Source organism: Exiguobacterium sp. s91 (assembly GCF_018618915.1).
In the GTDB taxonomy this organism is placed as follows: Bacteria; Bacillota; Bacilli; order Exiguobacteriales; family Exiguobacteriaceae; genus Exiguobacterium_A; species Exiguobacterium_A abrahamii.
Map to the genome: position 1 here is coordinate 1,101,626 of NZ_JACSMZ010000001.1, position 13,259 is coordinate 1,114,884.

The window sequence follows — 13,259 nt, forward strand, 5'->3', positions numbered from 1 at the left end:
CTTATACGTCATCTTGGCGTTTCTTTGGTTCCACATGTTCTTTATTCTGGGACAAGTCGTCACGAACAGACGATTTCCACAACGGAACATTGCTGTAATATGCAGCACGAGCGATCAGATGTCCTCCAATCGGTGCTGTGATGAGCACGAACAGGATGCCGAGAACGACACGAGAGGAGAAGAATCCATCTTCAGTGACGAAATAGATGATGACGCCGATTAAAATCGACATGACACCTAATGTCGCGCTTTTAGATGCAGCGTGAGCACGCGTATAGACATCCGGTAAGCGGATCAGACCAAGCGCGGTGACGAGACTAAATCCCATACCGAGCAAGGCGAAGACCGCGACGATCAATTCATTGGTTGCGATCACGTTCGATGATCTCTCCTTTCTCGATATATTTTGAAAAGGCAACTGTACCGATGAAGGCGAGTATACCAATCAACAGGATGACTTCGAGGTAGTCGCTCGTCCGTAAGATGATCGAGACAAGTCCAACGATTGAAATCAAGCTGATACCAATTGAATCAAGCGCAATGACACGATCCGCCACACTTGGTCCTTTGATGACCCGGTAAAATAGACCGAGCATCGAGAGAAAGACACCCCCGAGTGCGATATAGATTAAAATATCGAACATTACCGACTCACCTCCAGAATGGCTTTCTCAAAACTATCACGAATCGAAGCGACTGCTTCATCGACCTCTGGCATGTGGAGTGCATGAATATAGAGTGTCTTATTATCATCCGAGATATCAACGACGAGCGTTCCCGGTGTCAATGTGATCAGCATCGACAGCAACGTGATTTGCCACGGTTGATCGAGTTCGGTCTCATAAGCAAAGATACCAGGTTGAATATCTAACTTCGGCTTTAAGATGATTTTCAATACATCGATGTTCGCGACGACAAGCTCGTAGAGAAAGCGGAAAAACAATAGGACGAGTGCGACGACAGGTCCGAGATAAAAGCGTCCTTTGAAGCCGCGACGGAAAGCGAACATCGCAATCAACCCTAGCGCGTAACCGATGACGAAACCGGAGGCCGAGAAATTGTTTGAGAGAAACATCCACAAGAATGCAAGAAATAAGTTGAGCAAGACTTGAAATGGCATGAATTAACGACCTCCTTTTAGTACGGCATCGATATAGAGCGTTGGATTCGTCAACGGTTCGACGGCTTGTTGAATCAGTGGACGCATCGCCTCAGCACCTACTCCATAGAGAACGCTGAGCGCAACTAAGGCAATCGTAGGAACTAGCAGCTTGGGAACAAGCGCTTGTTTATCACCAGAGTAGGTCTTCGGTGTTCCCCAAAAGGCACGCATGAACAATTGAACGACCGAATACAAGACGAGTAGACTGGATAGTAGAACGATGATTGGTCCAATCAACTCACCGGCTTCAATACCACCACGAACAATCAGGAATTTCCCAATGAATCCGCTGAGCGGTGGAATCCCGGCAAGTGATAAAGCCGCGATGAAGAACGTCCAACCTAGTACAGGATAGGCTTTGATCATCCCGCCCATATCTTTCAGCTTACTCGAGCCGGCAATTCCGACCATGATTCCTACGAGTAGGAATAAAGCGGCTTTAATCAACATATCATGAAGAAGGTAGAAAATCGCACCTTCTAGCGCTTGCGGTGTCATGAGGGAAACCCCGTACAAGATGACTCCGACTGCGACGATGATGTTGTAGATGATGATTTGCTTCGCATCCCGTGTCGCAAGCGCACCGATCACCCCGATGACGATCGTACTGAGCGCAAGGATACTCAAGATTTGATGGATCGTTCCAATCTCATTTGAGAAGAACAAACTATACGTCCGTAAAATCCCGTAGACCCCGACCTTCGTCAACAAGGCACCGAACAAAGCAAGAACAGGTGTCGGTGGTACTTGATAAGAACCAGGCAACCAGAAGTAGAGCGGGAAGATCGCACCTTTTAATCCGAAGACGATCAGGAATAACAAGGCGATGACGTTGAGGATTGCCGGCTGTCCGACCTCTGAAATCTTTTGACTGATATCCGCCATGCTGAGTGATCCGATGATTCCGTACAAGAAGGCGACGGTCATGACGAATAATGCAGACGAGATGACATTAATCAAAAGATACTTCAGCGATTCTCGTAATTGTGCCGGTTTCCCGCCGAGAACGATCAAAACATAAGACGAAATCAAGAAGACTTCGAAGAAGACGAACATGTTAAAGATATCACCTGTCGTAAAGGCACCATTGACACCAACGAGCAGGAATTGGACGGCGATGAAATAGTAGTACCGTTGATAGGAAACGCTCAAGTAGACAATGGCATACCAGATGATACAAAGAACAAGAATGCTTGTCGTCGTGACGAGTAAAGCGGATAGCATGTCAGAGACAAGCGTGATACCAAAAGGTGCTGGCCAGCTACCGAGTGTGACTGTTAAGATGCCGTTTGACCGGACAGTCAGCACGAGATAGATGGAGGCACAGACAGTCAAAATCGTCGAAAAGAGGGAAACGATTCGTTGTCCTTTGAGGTGTCGCGGGAAAAACATCAAGAGGACACCCGTCAACAAAGGGATGATGATTGGTAGTAGCGGTAAGTTAATCATTCGAATCGGTTCCTTTCATCTCTTCGATATTATCGGTTCCGAGTTCTTGATAGGCACGATAAGCAAGTACCAAGAAAAAGGCAGTGACACCAAAGCTGATGACGATGGCGGTCAAGACGAGTGCTTGCGGTAGCGGATCCGTATAGGAAGTCACGCCGTCCTTTAAGACCGGAGCCGCGCCTCGTTTTAATCCCCCCATCGTCATGACGAGCAGATGGGCAGCGTGGCTGAGCAACCCTGTTCCGATGATAATGCGAAGAATACTTTTCGAAAGAATGAGATAAATGGCACACATCGTCAGGATGCCTGCGGCGATCGCCATGATGATTTCCATATTAATCACTCTCCCCAATCGTTTGAATAATCGTCATCGTCACACCGACGACGACAAGATAAACACCAAGATCAAACAACATCGCTGTATGAAGTGATGTCTTACCGAATAACGGTAGGTTGAAATAGTCATGTGCATGTGTGAAGAACGGTACGTTAAAGACAAGTGCTCCTGAAGCCGTCAGTACGGCAATCAACATGCCAAGAGCCGTGATCCATTTGTAGTCGAATGGCAAAATCCGGCGTAACGTCTTGATGTCATAAGCAAGTAAGATCAAGACAAGAGCAGACGCCGTCACAAGACCACCAATGAAACCACCACCCGGTGTATAGTGTCCAGCAAAGAACAAGTAGACAGCAAACAGGAAGATGACGAACGTGATAAAGGAAGTCGCGGACTCTAAGATGACGTCATTCGTATGCTTTTTCGCCTGCTTTTTCATTTATCGATCCCTCCTGTTCGTCTGAATTTAATCATCGTGTAAATACCGATTCCGGCAAGTGCGAGAACGGCAATCTCAAACAACGTATCGAAGCCACGGAAGTCGACGAGAATAACGTTGACCATATTACCGCCAGCGGCAAGATCAGCGACATTATCGATGTAATACTTGGCGATTGAAGTAAACGATCGTTGGCTGAGAGAAGCAAGGGCGACGAGTGTCACCGTCAATCCGACGAGTGCTGAAATCAAGGCGTTGCCGAGCTTGAACGGAATGCGTTCTTCTTTCCGACTGATTTCCGGTAAACGATAGAAAACGAGCAGGAATAGAGCGACCGATACGGTCTCGATGACGAGTTGTGTCAAGGCGAGATCTGGCGCTCGGAACAAGACGAAGAACAGAGCGACCGTATAACCTGTCACACCGAGCAAGATGATCGATGTCAGTCGTGAACGCGCAAAGGTGATCGAAAGTGCACTCGAAACGAGAACGAGTGCAAGGATGATCTCATACGCGTCAATCGAGCTGATTGGATCAACTGCGAAGCGGAAGGCATCAAACCCGTATAATGCCGTCAAGATCAAGATGACGATGAATCCGAAGATGTAGACGAGATATGACCGCATGTATCCGGTCATGACCGTATCGTGAATCTTTGTCGAGGTCTGTTCACCACGACGTAATAAAGCGTCATATTGATGATTCAAGGAGACGGCACGAGGCATCCGGTTATAGAGCGATTGCCAGCGTGGCAGTGTTTTATACAAGATGACGCCAGCACTGATGATCACGAGTGTCAGGAATAATTCAGTATTGAATCCATGCCACATTGAAATATGCACATCAATCTTCCCACCCGCATCAACGACTTGCGGTAAGATCGCTTCGACTGCCGGTCGAATCAACGTATCCGATAATAGATTCGGGAAGAGTCCGATGATGACGACGAGCGAGACGAGGACGAGAGGTGGAATCAACATGCCAATCGGTGCCTCGTGTGGTGTTTTCGGTAACTTATCGTCTTGACGCTTACCGAAGAATGTTTTGCGGACGATCAAGATGCTATAGACGAATGTAAAGATACTTCCGACGACGGCGAGTACAGGAATGATCCAACCGTAAGATGGTAAGTGGAACAAGTCAGATCCTGAAACTTGAAGTACACCTGTCAAGAACATCTCTTTACTCAAGAACCCGTTGAATGGTGGAATCCCCGCCATTGAAAGCGTCCCAATCATCGCAATCGTCATCGAAATCGGCATGAGTTGCGCAAGACCACCGAGCTTCCGAATATCGCGAGTACCAGTCTCGTGATCGACGATTCCCGCCATCATGAAGAGACTGCCTTTAAACGTCGCGTGGTTGATCAGATGGAAGATCGCAGCAACTGTCGCGATTGTATATAATCCGTCATCTAACGCGTCAACATGCAAGGCGGCTGCTCCGAGTCCAAGTAAGGACATGATTAATCCAAGCTGAGAAATCGTGGAGTAAGCAAGGATTCCTTTCAAATCATGTTGTTTCACCGCATTGAGTGAACCCCAGAATAAGGTGAATATTCCGACAGATGAGACGAGATAGAACCAAAGCGACTCATCCGCAAAAATCGGACTGAAACGAGCGACGAGATACAACCCTGCCTTGACCATCGTTGCCGAGTGCAAGTAGGCACTGACAGGGGTCGGTGCTTCCATCGCATCCGGTAACCAGATGTGGAACGGAAACTGAGCCGATTTCGTGAAGGCAGCTAGCAAGAATAAAACAAGGGCGACCGTAAAGAAGGGTTCACCTTGAATCGATTCAAGTGACGCATACGTCTCACGAATACTTAACGATCCACTGAGTGTAGAGAGAATCGCAATTCCCCCAAGCATCGCCAGTCCACCGAAGACGGTGATCAACATCGATTTTTGAGCGCCGTAACGAGAACGCTCCCGCTCGTACCAGTAGGCAATCAATAAGAACGACGAAATCGACGTTAATTCCCAGAACAGATAGAGGACGACCATGTTATCTGACAACACGACCCCAAGCATGGCGGTCATGAACATCAACAGATAGACATAAAATGTTCCGAGTGATTCTTTTTTCGCATCTAGATAAAAAATCGAATAAAGAACGACGAGTGATCCGATTCCTGTAATCAATAGTGCGAACAATAAGCCGAGTCCGTCAAGATACGTGACGAAATCGATACCGAGCGATGGTATCCACAGCATGCGTGCCGTAAAGGTCTCACCTGACATCGTACCAGGGAGAAAGCGGCTGAAATACGAAACGAGCAGTACAGGTACGACAAGTACAAACCAACCGGTATGAATGTTCGGAAGGCGTTTCGCTAGAAGCGGAATGAAAAGACTGATCAATATGGGCAGTAAAATAGCCCCGTGCATCACGGACACGAAATTCCCTCCTTTGTGACATCGACGACCAAAAATGAAAAAGGGACGCGAACGCAAGCTGTTGAAGCTCGGAACTGTCCAGTAGAAGACACGATTCATTTTGTTCGTCGAAGATGTTTCTGAATCAAGTATAGCGTACTTTTTTCCTTCTTGCATGACGTGAAGCGTTGAAGCATAAGGGATAGAGCCATTTTTTCTCTTGATTATTAAATATGTAGGAACACGGCAGAAATAGGCTGAAAATTTTTTTGGTTTTTTTCAAAAAACACGTGGATCCATGAGAAGAATGATTCAAACTCAAGGAACGCGGGTACATTTATCTAGAGCACAACTAATGACCATAGAGGGGGAACTTTCATGCGAGCAACATTCAAGACAGGTGTTATTTTAGGTGGTCTAGCGGCGATTGCGACAATCGCCTATCAACAATACCAACAACGAAAATCGACTTCAGATGATATTGACCATCGTCCAAGTGTCGACGCGAAACGCGATCCAGCTGAAGTCGGACTGACACAACTGGATTCCATTCATCGGGCAGATTGGCAAGCGAATGGATTCCCACAAACACACGCAGAACTCGAACGCCTCGAGCGAGAAGAAAATTAAAAAAGCACGTCTCTCGAATGAGAGGCGTGTTTTATGGTCATTAAGCACTTGTTGTGACTAGGGCACGTGTCCGTTCACTGTGTGCAGTATAAGAAGAGAGATGTTCGAATTGATAAAGCGTTAAGGTCGCTGTGCGACGTTGACCGGTACTCGATTCAAGCATTAAATAAGCTTCATTGAAGTCCGTACCACCACCATCATAGCGGATGTGTGCCGTAATCGTTCGTCCATCTGTTGTCTGCATATAAATATCGTAACCTCCGAAATCAACGCGCTTAAAGCTAGTTGCCTCGCTTACGATGTGTTTGAATGTTTCAATTAAAGAATATGTCATCGTTCGTTCCTCCTTTTATTTCTTCAAAGCAAAATAAGTTATAATCAACTCCGAATATTACTATTCCCATTAAATACAAGAAATAAACATCACAAATGAATCTTTTTTTGTTCTTGTTATGAAACGCGTTTCATACTTTATGATAAAAACAGACGGTGCGTGACCGATTTCGGGCGTTAACCGATACAGAAACTATAATTAAAAAGACAAGGGGATGGTCGTGACCATCCCCTTGTCTTTTTAATTATAGTTCTACGTTATGGTAGACCTGTTGCACATCCTCAAGATCTTCCAGTGCATCGATCATTTTCTCGAATTGTGCGACGTCGTCTTCAGACAACGCGACTTCGTTTTGGGCGAGCATGACCAGTTCGGCAAGTGAGAACTCAGTAATGCCTGCAGCTTTCAACGCTTCTTGTACAGCATGGAATTGTTCCGGCTCAGCGTAGATGATGACAGATTCGTCTTCTTCGAGGATATCGCGCACATCAATATCCGCTTCCATCATCAATTCAAGAACGTCATCCGCAGTTTTACCTTCAAACGCAAAGATTGCCGTCGCATCGAACATATAAGCGACGGATCCGCTCACGCCCATGTTTCCGCCATTTTTTCCGAATGCAGCACGAACGTCAGAAGCCGTCCGGTTAACGTTGTTCGTCAACGTTTCGACGATGACCATTGAACCGCTTGGACCGAATCCTTCATAACGCAAGACGTCGTAGTTTTCTTCCGCTCCACCTTTTGCTTTTTCAATCGCCCGATCGACGATGGCACGTGGCACGTTGTATGTTTTCGCTCGTTCGAGAACGACCTTTAATGCTTGGTTTGATTCTGGATCGGGTTCACCTTGTTTAGCCGCTACATAAATCTCACGACCGAACTTTGCGTAAATCCGACTCGTATTTTTGTCTTTTGATGCTTTTTTTTCCTTAATGTTATTCCATTTACGACCCATTTCGTATCCACTCTCTTTCCGTAATGTCAGAAATCCGTGATTTCCTATGCGTTATCAGTATACCTTAAACTACCTGACAGACTGAACTAAAATGTCGGTGGAACCGTTGAATTTCTATTAAATACGTTTAAGCGATGTGGAAGAAAGGAACTTTACCGATAGAGAAATATCAATTTAAGGGAGAGTGGCAGAATTTGAACCAGGCTGGGGTAGTTCATCGCGCATTATCACCGTTCGTTTATGCTTACGATCAAGAGACGGTCCATGTCCGACTCATGACGGCTAAAGACGATATTGAAAAAGTTGAATTGATATATGGTGATCCGTACGAATGGGAAGCGGAAAAAGAAGAAGACCGAGATTGGAATTTTGATCCGGAGAAAGAAAAATCATGGAAAGTAGAGCGGACGCCGATGCAACACAATGGAAGTGATGCGACGTATGACTATTGGTTCGTTGCAATCCGTCCAGAACGGAAGCGGGTACGATATGGGTTTGAGGTTCATGGCGATACGACAGCCGTTTTAACCGAGCGTGGCTGGTATGACGAAGCGCCACTCGATCATCCAGGCTATTATTTTTCTGTGCCATATGTTCATGCGACGGATGTCTTTGATACACCGGATTGGGTGAAGGATACGGTCTGGTATCAAATTTTCCCGGAACGATTTGCGAATGGTGACCGGGCGAATGATCCAGCGGGAACGAAGGAGTGGGGAAGTGAAGCACCTGCTTTTCAGAATTTCTTCGGTGGAGATTTTCAAGGGGTCATTGATCACGTCGATCATTTACAACGTCTCGGCGTCACGGGTGTCTACTTCTGTCCAGTCTTTGAGGCACCATCCAATCATAAATACGATACGCTTGATTACTTGAAGCTTGATCCTGCATTTGGTGACGAGAAAACGTTCCGCAAGATGATCGATGTGCTACATGAGAATGGTATCCGTGTATTACTCGATGCCGTCTTCAACCATATTAGTGAAGAGCACCCCGCCTTTCAGGATGTCTTAGAAAAGGGGAAAGATTCAAAATACGCCAACTGGTTTACGATTGGTTCCTTCCCAGTCGATCCATCGATTCCGAACTATGAAGTGTTTGCCTTTGAACGGAACATGCCGAAATTGAATACTGCCCATCCGGACGTCAAAGACTATTTGCTTCACGTCGGACGTTACTGGGTCGAGGAATTCGGAATCGACGGCTGGCGTCTGGATGTCGCAAGTGAAGTCGATCATGCATTTTGGCGTGAGTTTCGCAAGGAAGTCCGGGCTGCGAACGGAACATGTTATATCGTCGGTGAGTGCTGGACGGATTCGCAACCATGGCTCCTCGGCGATCAATTTGATGCCGTCATGAATTATGGTTTGACCGAGAGCTTTTTGACTTGTTTTGCGACGGGCGAGACGCGCGTTCGTGATTTCTCACATGCAGTCAGCCGGAATTTGAACTGGCATTCTCAAAATGTCAACGAGGTCATGTTCAATTTGATTGACTCGCATGATACGCCGCGTGCTCTAACGCGTGCGAAAGGGAATATCGATCGAATAAAGTTACTCTTCACTACACTGTTGACGTTTCCGGGTTCACCCGTCATCTATTATGGCGATGAGATTGGAATGACTGGGGGGCAAGACCCGGCAAACCGTGCGTGTATGGAATGGGATGAGACGAAGCAGAACCGTGAGTTGTTCGATCACGTTGCACAGTTGATTGCTCTTCGAAAACAGCATCCGGTTTTAGCAAATGCCGGAACGTATCATTTCCAAAGGATCGATGATACAAAACAGACATTTGTCGTTGAGCGACGTCAAGGCGAACAGGTTTACTTGCTCGTGGTCAACGTCAGTGAAGAGGCACAATCTCTTTCGCTTGAGGGAACGTATGAAAGTCTGTTAGACGCAACGACGTTTTCGGGAACTATTCAAGTAGAAGCTGTGTCAGCTCTTCTTTTGCGACACGTATAAGAAAAAGCAAGTCGTGGATATCGCATCCGCGACTTGCTTTTTTGGTGTGCATTACGAATCAAACGGATGGATCAGTAAACCGCTCCGAAGTTTCGGTTCGAACCAAGTCGATTTCGGTGGCATCACTTCTCCGGCATCAGCCACTGCCATTAAATCTTCGATCGAAGTCGGATGCAAGTGAAAAGCGACAGCGGCATGTCCAGAGTCCACGATTTGCTCAAGGCCGGCATACCCCTTATGACCACCGACGAACTGGATCCGTGCGTCCGTCCGTGGATCTTCGATACCGAGTAACGGTGTCAACAACTCTTCTTGTAAAATCGAGACGTCGAGATTCGCTTTCGTTCCTGTTCGTTCAGAATCGTACGAAAGGGTATACCATTGCCGGTTGAGATACATCTCGATTTGGTGAGGCTTCGTTTGTTCGGCACGTCCTTTTGTGATCGTAAAGCGATGGGCTAATCGCTCAAGGAAATCAACGACGGATTGACCGTACAAATCTTCAACGACCCGATGGTAACCGAGAATCCGTAATTGATCCTGCGGGAAGGAGACGCCAAGAAAACGTTGTGCTTCCTCCTGGTCCGTCCGACTGGCAGCGATGGCTGCTGCTGCAGCGCGGTGGTGACCATCAGCGATATAGAGAGCATCGTGACGGGCGAACTGGCTCCCGATCGTCAATAGATGATTGCGATCGGTGATTTTATAAATTCGATGCGTCACTCCATCGACGGTGAAATCATATAGGGGATCGCCAGCAGTAATCGTCGTGACGATTGCTTCGAGTTGTGCATCGGTTTGATGCGCAAGTAAAATCGGACCCGTATGTGCTTGTAACTGTTCGACGTGTCGGACACGGTCGCGCTCTTTATCAGGACGTGTGAACTCATGTTTACGAATTTGATTCGTCTCATAATCACTTACGGCAACACATCCGACGAAACCGGATTGCGTATGTGGTCCATCTGACAATTGATAAATGTAATACGTCTCGTCTGCATCGAGCTGTAAGATGCCGTTTGTTTGACTCTCTTCGAAGGCAAGCGCTGCTTGCTGATAAACGCGTGGGTCATCTTCAGCGATCAATGACGGAAGGGTGGCTTCTGCTTTATCGATCCGTAAAAAAGACAGCGGATGACGTCGAATCTCAGAATGTGCTTCTTCGCGCGAATAAACATCATACGGCAAGGCGGCAAATTCTGCCGCATATTTTGAGCCCGGTCGTAACGCCGCAAAAGGTTCGAAAGTTGGCATGGGGTTCACTCCTTTAGAGTAGGCGTGTTTTCAAGACGCCAGGAATCTGATTCAGTCGGTCGAGCGAAATCATCTCGTCCGCATGGTTATCGATATCGATGATCGTATAGGCAATCGCATCTTTACTACCATTGATCATATTCGCGATATTGATCGACTCTTGCGCTAACACCGAGGCGATTTGACCGACCATGTTCGGAATGTTGTGGTGAGCAATCGTAATTCGTCGTTTTCCAGTGAACGGTAGCTCGACGGCTGGGAAATTGACCGCATTGCGGATGTTTCCTGTCTCAAGGAACAGACGCAGTTGATCGACCGCCATGATGGCACAGTTTTCCTCCGCTTCACTTGTTGATGCCCCGATATGTGGTAAAGCAATGACCCGGGGGAGGGACAAGATGAAGGCGTTCGGGAAATCCGTCACATAATTCGCCAGGCGACCGGACCTGAGCACTTCGGCTAGCGCTTGTTCATCGACGAGTTCACCACGCGAGAAGTTGAGTAGGGTCGCGCCGTGTTTCATTTTTGAAAAGAGTGACGCATCGAGTAAACCCGTCGTCGCATCAACGAGCGGGAGATGCAACGTGATGTAGTCGCTTGTCGCGAGGAGATCCTCGAGCTGTGTTGCCCGCTGAATCTGATTCGAGACGCGCCAAGCGGACTCAACGGACATATGTGGATCATAGCCTGTGACGGTCATGCCGAGCTCGTGAAGGGTGTTGGCTAAGTTTGCCCCGATCGCCCCAAGTCCAACGATCCCGATTCGTTTCCCGAGTAACTCCGTTCCGACGAATTGTTTTTTGTTCGCTTCGATCCGCTCCGGAATATCCGGTCCGCGCAAGTTGTTCGTCCAAAGCAGACTCGGGACGAGTTTTCGCGCCGTCAGGAACAAACTACCGATGACAAGTTCCTTGACGGCATTCGCATTGGCACCTGGTGTCGAAAAGACGGGAATCCCGCGGTTCGCGAGTTGATCGAGTGGAATCGTATTGACACCGACGCCAGCTCGGGCGACGGCTTTGAGACTATCTGGAAAGCGCATGTCATGTAAATCCTTGCTGCGGACGAGAAAGGCGTCTGGTTGCTCCGTTTCCCGCTGGACGTGATAGTCGTCTGTAAATCGTTTTAATCCTTTGTCTGATAGATCATTCCATAGTTGGACTTGATACATTTAACGTTCCCCCTGTTCAAAACGGTGCATGATATGAAGCAGTGCCGTAACCCCTTCGGTCGGCATCGCATTGTAAAGACTCGCGCGCATTCCACCAATCGAGCGGTGACCGGCAAGATTGATCAAATCGTGACGCGCAGCGAAGTTCAAGAAAGCAGCGTCTTCCGATTCGCTTCCAGTCGAGAATGGAATGTTCATCCGGCTTCGATCCTTGACGGCTACATGGTTATGAAATAGATCGGATTGATCAATTGCTTCATATAACATGCGCGCTTGTGAGACGTTTCGTGCCGCGATCGTCTCGAGTCCCGTCTCTTCAATCCAATCGAGCACTAATTTCGTCATATAAAGACTAAACGTCGGTGGCGTGTTATAAAGAGATCGCTGTTTTGCATGGATGTCATACCGTAAGTAGGCACCGATCGTGTCAGGAACACGATCAAGCAACTCGTTCTTCACGATGACGACCGTTAAACCAGCGACACCAAGGTTTTTTTGAGCACCAGCATACAACACATCGAATGACTCGATTGGCAATGGTTCAGACAAAATCGATGACGAGACATCAGCGACGAGTGGCACATCGACGAGAGGCGGTGTCTGATAAGTCGTCCCTTCGAGGGTATTGTTCCAAGTGATGTGCAAATAGTCGGCTGTTGACGTGAACGGACCTTCTGGAATGAAGCGATACCCGTGATCAGCGGAAGAGGCGAGCACGTTGACCGTGGCGTACCGTTTTGCATCTGCAATCGCCTTCGTCGACCAGCCGCCGGTATCGATGAAATCAATCCGTCCGGTCTTCGTCGCCAGATTTTGCGGTAACATCGCGAACTGAAGTGTAGCTCCTCCCTGAAGAAACAATACGGAGTACGAATCGGGAATCAACATCAGTCTCCGTAAGGATTGTTCAGCCGCATCTCGAATCGATTCAAAGATTGGCGAACGATGACTCATTTCAAGAACGGATTGTCCTGAATTTTCATAATCGAGTAGCTCGGATTGAGCCTTCAATAGGACCGGGGCAGGAAGGACTGCTGGACCGGCAGAGAAGTTATAAACCGTCATGAGGAACACTCCTTCTTGAATTTTCAGAAAATATGTACCCCTCAAGTGTAACGGAATGAAAAATGAGAAGCAATTCCAACTGACGATGAATGGAACATGAAAACAAAAACAT

14 protein-coding genes are annotated in these 13,259 nt (G+C 47.5%); 2 read left to right on the plus strand and 12 right to left on the minus strand.

Annotation, left to right across the window (positions count from 1 at the left end; translation table 11 throughout):
- Nucleotide 1 precedes the first annotated feature (1 nt).
- From mnhG to KNQ06_RS05500, 7 genes are read right to left on the minus strand one after another with little or no spacing between them, the layout of a single operon-like run.
- Complete coding sequence (gene mnhG / locus KNQ06_RS05470; RefSeq protein WP_023468544.1) at nucleotides 2-376, minus strand: monovalent cation/H(+) antiporter subunit G; 375 nt, start codon at nucleotides 374-376, stop codon at nucleotides 2-4.
- Nucleotides 360-596: a Na(+)/H(+) antiporter subunit F1 gene (locus tag KNQ06_RS05475; protein WP_369792030.1), complete on the minus strand. Its 237-nt coding sequence runs from the start codon at nucleotides 594-596 to the stop codon at nucleotides 360-362. The genes mnhG and KNQ06_RS05475 overlap by 17 nt, the downstream gene beginning before the upstream one ends.
- Before the next feature lie 47 nt (nucleotides 597-643).
- Nucleotides 644-1,120 (minus strand): Na+/H+ antiporter subunit E, encoded by a 477-nt coding sequence (locus KNQ06_RS05480; protein WP_047395595.1) that lies wholly within the window; start codon nucleotides 1,118-1,120, stop codon nucleotides 644-646.
- A 3-nt stretch (nucleotides 1,121-1,123) separates the two neighbouring features.
- Complete coding sequence (locus tag KNQ06_RS05485) at nucleotides 1,124-2,611, minus strand: Na+/H+ antiporter subunit D (protein ID WP_149427543.1); 1,488 nt, start codon at nucleotides 2,609-2,611, stop codon at nucleotides 1,124-1,126.
- Nucleotides 2,604-2,945 carry a Na(+)/H(+) antiporter subunit C gene (locus tag KNQ06_RS05490; RefSeq protein WP_023468540.1) on the minus strand — a complete coding sequence of 114 codons (342 nt, stop codon included), beginning with the start codon at nucleotides 2,943-2,945 and terminating at the stop codon, nucleotides 2,604-2,606. Before KNQ06_RS05490 ends, KNQ06_RS05485 begins: the two co-directional genes overlap by 8 nt.
- Before the next feature lies 1 nt (nucleotide 2,946).
- Nucleotides 2,947-3,387 (minus strand): Na(+)/H(+) antiporter subunit B, encoded by a 441-nt coding sequence (locus tag KNQ06_RS05495; RefSeq protein WP_029341921.1) that lies wholly within the window; start codon nucleotides 3,385-3,387, stop codon nucleotides 2,947-2,949.
- Entirely contained in the window at nucleotides 3,384-5,789 is a 2,406-nt protein-coding gene (locus KNQ06_RS05500; protein WP_215147492.1) for a Na+/H+ antiporter subunit A, read from the minus strand. The genes KNQ06_RS05495 and KNQ06_RS05500 overlap by 4 nt, the downstream gene beginning before the upstream one ends.
- A 357-nt stretch (nucleotides 5,790-6,146) precedes the next feature.
- Here KNQ06_RS05500 and KNQ06_RS05505 point away from each other — a divergent pair, with 357 nt between their 5' ends.
- The gene (locus KNQ06_RS05505) at nucleotides 6,147-6,398 is read left to right on the plus strand and encodes a hypothetical protein (protein WP_029341919.1); all 252 of its coding nucleotides are present in this window, start codon (nucleotides 6,147-6,149) and stop codon (nucleotides 6,396-6,398) included.
- Nucleotides 6,399-6,438: 40 nt separating this feature from the next.
- Here the strand turns inward: KNQ06_RS05505 and KNQ06_RS05510 are convergent, their stop codons facing one another.
- Nucleotides 6,439-6,732, minus strand: coding sequence for a hypothetical protein (locus KNQ06_RS05510; protein ID WP_023468536.1), 294 nt, complete (start codon nucleotides 6,730-6,732; stop codon nucleotides 6,439-6,441).
- Nucleotides 6,733-6,976: 244 nt separating this feature from the next.
- Nucleotides 6,977-7,690, minus strand: a complete 714-nt coding sequence (locus tag KNQ06_RS05515) for a YebC/PmpR family DNA-binding transcriptional regulator (RefSeq protein WP_023468535.1) — start codon at nucleotides 7,688-7,690, stop codon at nucleotides 6,977-6,979.
- 194 nt (nucleotides 7,691-7,884) lie between these two features.
- On the opposite strand from KNQ06_RS05515, the gene KNQ06_RS05520 reads away from it, so the two are divergent.
- Entirely contained in the window at nucleotides 7,885-9,657 is a 1,773-nt protein-coding gene (locus KNQ06_RS05520; RefSeq protein ID WP_215147494.1) for a glycoside hydrolase family 13 protein, read from the plus strand.
- Nucleotides 9,658-9,708: 51 nt separating this feature from the next.
- Here KNQ06_RS05520 and KNQ06_RS05525 read toward each other — a convergent pair whose 3' ends face one another.
- Genes KNQ06_RS05525 through serC form a run of 3 tightly spaced genes read right to left on the minus strand, consistent with a single transcriptional unit; the run spans nucleotide 9,709 to nucleotide 13,147 of the window.
- Nucleotides 9,709-10,911, minus strand: coding sequence for a DUF1015 domain-containing protein (locus KNQ06_RS05525; RefSeq protein ID WP_215147496.1), 1,203 nt, complete (start codon nucleotides 10,909-10,911; stop codon nucleotides 9,709-9,711).
- A 13-nt stretch (nucleotides 10,912-10,924) separates the two neighbouring features.
- Complete coding sequence (locus KNQ06_RS05530) at nucleotides 10,925-12,082, minus strand: phosphoglycerate dehydrogenase (protein ID WP_133207446.1); 1,158 nt, start codon at nucleotides 12,080-12,082, stop codon at nucleotides 10,925-10,927.
- The gene (gene serC / locus KNQ06_RS05535) at nucleotides 12,083-13,147 is read right to left on the minus strand and encodes a 3-phosphoserine/phosphohydroxythreonine transaminase (protein WP_215147498.1); all 1,065 of its coding nucleotides are present in this window, start codon (nucleotides 13,145-13,147) and stop codon (nucleotides 12,083-12,085) included. It abuts the gene before it with no gap.
- Nucleotides 13,148-13,259 lie beyond the last annotated feature (112 nt).